Annotated in this window: 5 protein-coding genes and 1 pseudogene; 3 read left to right on the forward strand and 3 right to left on the reverse strand. The window is 64.0% G+C overall.

Going from position 1 to position 6088, the window contains the following annotated elements; genetic code table 11:
* From AC1D1X_RS13420 to AC1D1X_RS13430, 3 genes and pseudogenes are all read left to right on the forward strand, one after another.
* Positions 1-89: pseudogene (locus tag AC1D1X_RS13420) on the forward strand (alpha/beta hydrolase); the annotation flags it as partial.
* Between the two features lie 323 nt (positions 90-412).
* On the forward strand, positions 413-1693 hold the full coding sequence (locus tag AC1D1X_RS13425) for an MASE1 domain-containing protein (RefSeq protein WP_477698446.1): 1281 nt from the start codon (positions 413-415) through the stop codon (positions 1691-1693).
* Between the two features lies 1 nt (position 1694).
* Complete coding sequence (locus AC1D1X_RS13430) at positions 1695-3200, forward strand: acyl-CoA-binding protein (protein WP_477671545.1); 1506 nt, start codon at positions 1695-1697, stop codon at positions 3198-3200.
* A 20-nt stretch (positions 3201-3220) separates the two neighbouring features.
* Here the strand turns inward: AC1D1X_RS13430 and AC1D1X_RS13435 are convergent, their stop codons facing one another.
* From AC1D1X_RS13435 to AC1D1X_RS13445, 3 genes are all read right to left on the reverse strand, one after another.
* The gene (locus tag AC1D1X_RS13435) at positions 3221-3616 is read right to left on the reverse strand and encodes a DUF3597 domain-containing protein (RefSeq protein WP_477666371.1); all 396 of its coding nucleotides are present in this window, start codon (positions 3614-3616) and stop codon (positions 3221-3223) included.
* A 98-nt stretch (positions 3617-3714) separates the two neighbouring features.
* The gene (locus AC1D1X_RS13440; protein ID WP_477671544.1) at positions 3715-4920 is read right to left on the reverse strand and encodes a dienelactone hydrolase family protein; all 1206 of its coding nucleotides are present in this window, start codon (positions 4918-4920) and stop codon (positions 3715-3717) included.
* A 44-nt stretch (positions 4921-4964) separates the two neighbouring features.
* Positions 4965-5798: an undecaprenyl-diphosphate phosphatase gene (locus AC1D1X_RS13445; RefSeq protein ID WP_457279124.1), complete on the reverse strand. Its 834-nt coding sequence runs from the start codon at positions 5796-5798 to the stop codon at positions 4965-4967.
* Positions 5799-6088 lie beyond the last annotated feature (290 nt).

A 6088-nucleotide genomic window follows, 5' to 3' on the forward strand; every position in this document is an offset into this window, starting at 1 on the left:
TGCTGGATGGGAGTCATCTGTTTCCGATGGAGAAGCCATTGGCAACGGCGGCTGCGGTTGAGGCGGCTTTGAGGAATTTCCTCGAGTAGGCTGCTGTTGTTTCCGGCGGTGCGCCCTCTGCTGAGGGCGGCTGGCCGGGGGTTGCCCGGCCAGCAGCTCCTAGACGAAAGCGCCCAGTCGGAACACAAACCGGCCTCAAGGAACCGCTATCAATTCAATAGCTGCCAGCGCCCGTCCCTATTTCCCAAAAGGCCAAAAACCACCTAAAAGTGCAGATTTCAGCGATATTGACGCCGCGGGGACTTACCCTCAAGACTGCGGTTCAACATTCGCAACAGACTGGATAAACTAGCCCAGCACATCCGGCAGCCCCTGTGCCGCGCATCAGAACGATTCTCAGAGGAGGTTTCTCATGGCCCTGTCCTTTATCGTCACCCTTGCCGTGACCTTTCTAGCCTGGGCCGTTGCAGCGGTGCTGTCCCAAAGCATGGGCGACGCGATGACGCTGAGCGCATCCGTCTGGCTGGCCACGGGCGTCACCTTTGGCGCGCTGCTGGCCGTGAAGCCGCCCAAGCGCCCCGCCGTACTGGCGGGCGCCGCGCTGGCGGCCATCGCGCTGGCTTTGCTGGACGGCCTGGCCGTGTTGCCTGCCATCGCTTTTGGCCTGAACGAAGCCCTCTGCGCCAGCCTGGGCGCCTGGGTGGCGCGCCTGCTGCGCAGCACCGGGCCCGACGGCGGCATGGAGCCGGGCAAGGCTTACGCCGGCGTGCTGCTGGGCGCACTGCTGACCTCCGCGCTGGGTGCCAGCATCGGCGTGAKGCTCTGGAGCTGGGCCCTGCCGGAGCCCGTTGTCCTGCTGACCGAATGGCGCGTGTGGACCTGCACCACCTTTGTCGGCATCTTGCTGATCGCGCCGCTCATCACTGCGTTTTCCGGCTTCAAGGTCAAGCGCTCGGGCGGCATGGCCACCAGCCAGTTCCTGGCGGGCGCGGGCACCTTCCTGCTTTTCTTTGTGGTGGCGGGGCTGATCTTTTCAAGCGATGTGTCCGACCGGTTCAGCGCATCGCTGGGCCCCACCCTCACCTACCTGCCGCTGCCCTTCATGGTGGTGACCGCCATCCTCTGGAAAGAACGCGGCGCCACGGTGGCCACGCTCATCGGCGCGCTGGCCCTGGTCGCCTGGACCAACGCCGGCGGCGGCCCCTTCGCCGAAGTGGAAGGCTTTCCCGGCGAAGCGGTGATCGAGGTACAAGGTTATGTCGCCGTGATGGCGCTGCTGGTGGGCGTGGTCAATGCCCTGGGCGCCACCGCCGCACAGGCCCTGGCGCAGGCGCAGGACTGGCGCACCCGCTACCGCCAGGTGCTGGACTCCAACCGCACGGTGGTCGCCAATTTTGACGCCAGGACGGGCGCTGCCGAATGGGGCGAAGGTGCCAGCGAGTTGCTGCGCACCAACGCCAACGCACTGCTGACCGTGCAGGACTTCATCGCCCACGCCGACCCGCAAGAGCAGCCCGGACTGCAAGCCGACTGGCGCGACCTGACGCAGGGCCAGCGCGACCACGTGCTGTGGAAGAACACCCTGCGCTGGAGCGACGGCCGCGTGGCCAGCGTGAACGCGCGCCTGTCGGGTGTGCGCGGCGCCGACGGCAATGTCGAACAGGTTGCAGCGCTGCTGGAAGTCGAGGCCTGACGTGGCTCTGGACACTTCCAGCACCGCTTCCGCCGAGTCACCAGCGCCGGCCGTGGACAAGAAGACGCCGGCCGTTTTCCTCATTCACGGGCTGGGCGGCACGCAATACGATCTGGGCTCCATGCACAAGCGGCTGAAAAACGCCGGTTTTGTCACCCATTCGCTGACCCTGCCCGGCCACGGCACCACGCCCGAGGATTTGGTGAACGTGACCGCTGAGCAGTGGATGGATGCCGTCACCGCCAAATACCACGAGGTGGCCGCGCAGCACGACAACTTCCACATCATGGGCATGTGCATGGGCGCACTGCTGGCCACCGAGCTGGCCAAGCGGCAAAAGCACACGCGCGGCAAGCTGATCGCGCTGGCGCCGCCTATCTACATCGACGGGTGGGCCACCGCCTGGTACACACCGCTGCGCCACCTGATGTACCACCTGCCCGGCGTTGCAGCACGCATGAAGGTCGAGGAAGAAGACCCTTTCGGCATCAAGAACGAACAGCTGCGCGCCATCGTCAAGGCCAAATTTGCGCGCGGTGAAGCCTTTCATTACCGCTGGGTACCGCTGGCCTGCGTGCGGCAGGTAGACCGGCTTCGCGGCTGGGTGATGACCGGCCTGAAAGACATGGCCAGCGAAACCCTGGTGATCCATGCACGCGAGGACGAACTCACCAGCCTGAGCTCGGCCAACTACCTGGTCGAGCAGATAGGCGGCGCCAAAGCCCGCATGGTGGTGCTGGAAAACAGCTATCACATGATCTGCGTCGACAACGACCGCGAACAGGTTGCCCGCAACGTGCTGGAGTTTTTCGGCGCCAGCAGCGCGGCCTCACTGGGCATGGCGGTAGACGACCCGAAGATGAGCCCCGAAGCACTCATCGCCTTTGCGCAAGCGCTGCGTACCTCGCTGGAGGCCGGCGACTTCACCGGCATCTTTGCCAGGGGCGCTTCGGACATGGCATGGTTCCAGCCCGGCGCCAACCGCGCCAGCGGCGTTTACCGCGGCAACAAGGGTCTGCAAGCCATGCTGCCGTGGGCCGCTGCAGTGCGGTTCACGGCATTCGGGCAGCCGGTGTTCAATGCCGGCGTGGCGGTGGTGCCCGCTACGCTCACGGCCGGCGGCCTGATGTCGCAAGGTGTGCTGGCCTTTGCGGTGCGCTCGGGCCGGCTGCTCGATGCACGCTGGTTCCCTGATGACGTGGCGCTGGAAGACGCGCACTTTGGTGAACCTGTGGCCCCTGCCGGGCCCAGCGAAGCCGAGCGCGCTTTTGAAGCCGCCGGCATTGCGGTGAAGACGCTGGCCCAACCACCTGACAACGAAGCCCTGCTGGGCCTCTATGCCTTGTACAAACAGGCGACGCTGGGGGACGCGACCGGCGAACGCCCCGGCATGATGGACGTGACAGGCCGCGCCAAATACGATGCCTGGGCCCAGCGCAAGGGCATGACCCGCGAAGACGCGATGGCCGGCTACACAGCCCTAGTGGAAAAGCTCAGGTCCGCCTGAGCGTTCGTCCCTTCGCGGGGCTAATCCATCAGGTCGGCGGGTACCTTGCCGCCGTTGGCTGCCAGCTTGTTCATGACCTGCTTGTGCAGCCAGATGTTCATGGTCGCGCTGTCATTCATGTCACCCGTGTAACCCAGTTCCTTCGCCAGCTCCTTGCGCTCACCCAGGCTGCTGTCCAGGTGCAGGAGCTTCATCAGGTCGACGATAGAGGTCTTCCAGTTGAGTTTTTCCGGGTTCTTGCTGGCCATGCCGTTGAGCAGGGCTTCGACATCCACCTGCTGCATGGGCGGCGCTGCAGGCGCCGGGGCAGGCGCTGCGGGAGCCGTGTCAGCGGGAGCGGCAGCCACCGGCGGCGCGGCATCGGGCGTTTGCAGCGAGGGAAATATCTTGCCGAAAATTTTGCCGAGAATACTCATGGTGCGACCCTGCCTGAAGTTTAAAAATCCAGCGTAACACCAGGATGTGACAGCTTTTGTCAGACGTCACGCCAATCGCAGCTTGGGCAACGCATCGCTCAACGGGCTGGCGCACCCACGCGTTTCAGGCCCGCTTCACCCGCCCGCGCCGCCGCATCGGGCTGCCACACCACCTGATCGTCTACCGCATACAGCCAGCACTTCGATTTCGCCCTCGCACACTGCTGGAAGGTCGTCGCCATGGCTTCGGGCTCGCCGGCGTTGAAGTACCAGCCGCCCTTCTCCGTCACGGCAAAGGCTTTGGGAGACGGCAAGCTGCGGAAGTGGGCATAACGCGCCTTGCCGGCGTCGCTGAGCGGCACGGCCGCTGTGTCATCGGCCGCCGCAAAGCCGGAGGCCGGCGGCACCACGTAGTGATGCCCTTTGAAGCGCTGGGCGTGCGACAACAGCAAGGGCTGGCCCAGCTGCGCCGAGAGAAACTCGAACATGCGCGCATGTGATGCTTCCCGCGCTGCGGGGTTGCCGCCCACCGTGGCCTTGCCGGTTTTGGTGTTGCCCAGGCCTTCCATTTGTTTGACAGGCCCGGGGCCGTCAAAGCCGTGGTAGCTGCCGGGGTAAACCGTCAGTTCCACCGGCGAATTGGCTTTGTTCTTTTGCAGGCGCCCATGCAGGGTGACGCACTCCGGGGCCAGTGTCCAGTCGTCGAGCTCGCCGATCATGATCAGGAGCGGCACATGGACTTCATAGTTCCACATCCTGTTGTTCAGCAGGCAGCCAGGGTAAAAAGCCACGGCGGCGCGCGGCTGCATCTTCTGTGCCTGCACGTATTTGTCTGTGGCGTCGATAGTGCTGAGCACCGTCTGCGCGCCATGCGACCAGCCCAGGACCACAATGCGCGAAGCATCCACAGACGGCTGCTTCACCAGCCAGTCGATGGCGGCGAACACGTCCTCGCGGCGATCGCTTTCGTGAATGGTGCGGAGCTTGTTGGGTGTCTCGCAAATCGATTTCTGGCCACGCGGGGTGAAGCTGTCCAGCGCGAGGAAATGCATGCGCTCCGCGTTGAAGTACCCGCCATACCGGAAGAGCCGCTCGGCAAAATTGCCTTTACTGTCGAGCCCGCCGCCGCAGCCATGCAGGCCGATGATGACGGGCCGCGGATCCTTGTCGCCGGTGTCGAACCAGTAGCCGGGAATCTGCAGCTTGCCGTCCTGCGACGGGATAAATACCGGGCCACTCGCATGCGACAGCTGTGCCAGCAGCAAGCCCCAAAGAAGAACAGAAAAATACCGAAGCCAGGTCATGGCAGTCCCCTCCCCTGCGTCTCTTTTACCGGACGCTCAGTTTTTTACGCCGCCCAAACCACCAGCCCGCTCCACGCCGTGGCCAGCACCACAATGCCGAACGCGATGCGGTACCAGGCAAACGGCACAAAGCTGTTGGTCGAGATGTAGCGCAGCAGCCAGCGTACGCAAAGCCAGGCGCTGAAAAACGAAAACACCAGGCCTACCGCAAACATGGGCATGTCGGCAGCAGACAGCAGCGCCCGCTCCTTGTACAGGCTGTAGGCGCCGGCGCCAATCAGCGTCGGCATGGCCAGGAAAAACGAGAAGTCGGTCGCGGCCTTGCGCGACAGCCCCAGCAGCATGCCGCCGATGATGGTCGCACCGCTTCGGCTGGTGCCGGGAATCATCGCCAGGCATTGCACCAGGCCGACCTTCACCGCGTCCATCACGGTCATGTCCTCCACCTCCTGGATGCGCGCAGCCGCGGTGTTCTTTTGCTGCCGCTTTTCGGCCCAGAGGATGATGAAGCCGCCGATGATGAAAGTGCTGGCCACCACCACGGGCGTGAAAAGATGGGCCTTGATGGCTTTGCCGAACAGCAGGCCCAGCACCACGGCGGGCACAAAAGCCACCAGCACATTGAGCACAAACTGTTGCGCCTGTTTCTCGGTCGGCAGGGCTACGGCGGTCGCGCGGATCTTCTGCCAGTACACCAGGATCACCGCAAAAATGGCGCCAGTCTGGATCGCGATATCAAACACCTTGGCTTTTTCATCGTCAAATCCCAGCAGCGCACCGGCCAATATCAGGTGCCCTGTCGAGGAGATCGGCAGGAATTCAGTCAGGCCCTCGACGATGCCCATGACGGCGGCTTTGATCAACAGTGCAATATCCACGCGGTCTCCAGAAAATGAAAGATTATGGCCCCCACGGTCGCTCACTTCGTGTAGCTCCCTGCCCCCCAAGGGGGCCGCTGCGCCTGCGGCCCGGCAAAGCCGAGAATTGGCACACCCCTATCGGGCTCACTCCGTGTAGCCCTTTTCCCCTTGCAGGGGACTGTGCCTGCGGCCCGGCAAAGCCGGTTCCGCGGCTCATGCTGGGTTGGAGAATTCTGTGGGTGCAACAAGTGGTGGAGGTATTCCACCAGTGGGGGCCGAGGGTCCGGCTTTGCCGGCCCCAGGCGCCG

Source organism: Polaromonas sp. P1_G4, assembly GCF_056405475.1.

Coding starts and splice junctions, on each gene's coding strand:
- AC1D1X_RS13435 (WP_477666371.1), bottom strand. CDS start 3,616: ATGAGTATTCTCGGCAAAATTTTCGGCAAGATATTTCCCTCGCTGCAA.
- AC1D1X_RS13440 (WP_477671544.1), bottom strand. CDS start 4,920: ATGACCTGGCTTCGGTATTTTTCTGTTCTTCTTTGGGGCTTGCTGCTG.